Genomic DNA, 221 nt, shown 5'->3' with positions numbered 1-221 from the left:
CAATATTTCTCAAAAATTAAGTACGGTTAAATTAACACACCCAATTATCATAGAAGCATTAAATGCTTTAGCAAAACAGACTACTTTAACCAAGGTGTGTTTAGAGTTGGTTAATGGAGTGCAGATAGACAGTGATTATGGCGGTGCCACTGATGATAAAAATTGTAAGCGTATCCCTATCATTATTAATGGCGAACCTTATGGTTATTTAAATTATATTC

1 pseudogene is annotated in these 221 nt (G+C 32.6%); it reads left to right on the top strand.

The window, feature by feature from the left end:
• Positions 1-221 (top strand): annotated as a pseudogene (locus V6255_RS18570) (histidine kinase); the annotation flags it as partial.

Source organism: Psychromonas arctica, assembly GCF_038155225.1.
GTDB lineage: Bacteria > Pseudomonadota > Gammaproteobacteria > Enterobacterales > Psychromonadaceae > Psychromonas > Psychromonas arctica_B.
The sequence above is the reverse complement of the archived record's forward strand: the minus strand, read 5'-3'. Positions and strand labels throughout refer to the sequence as shown.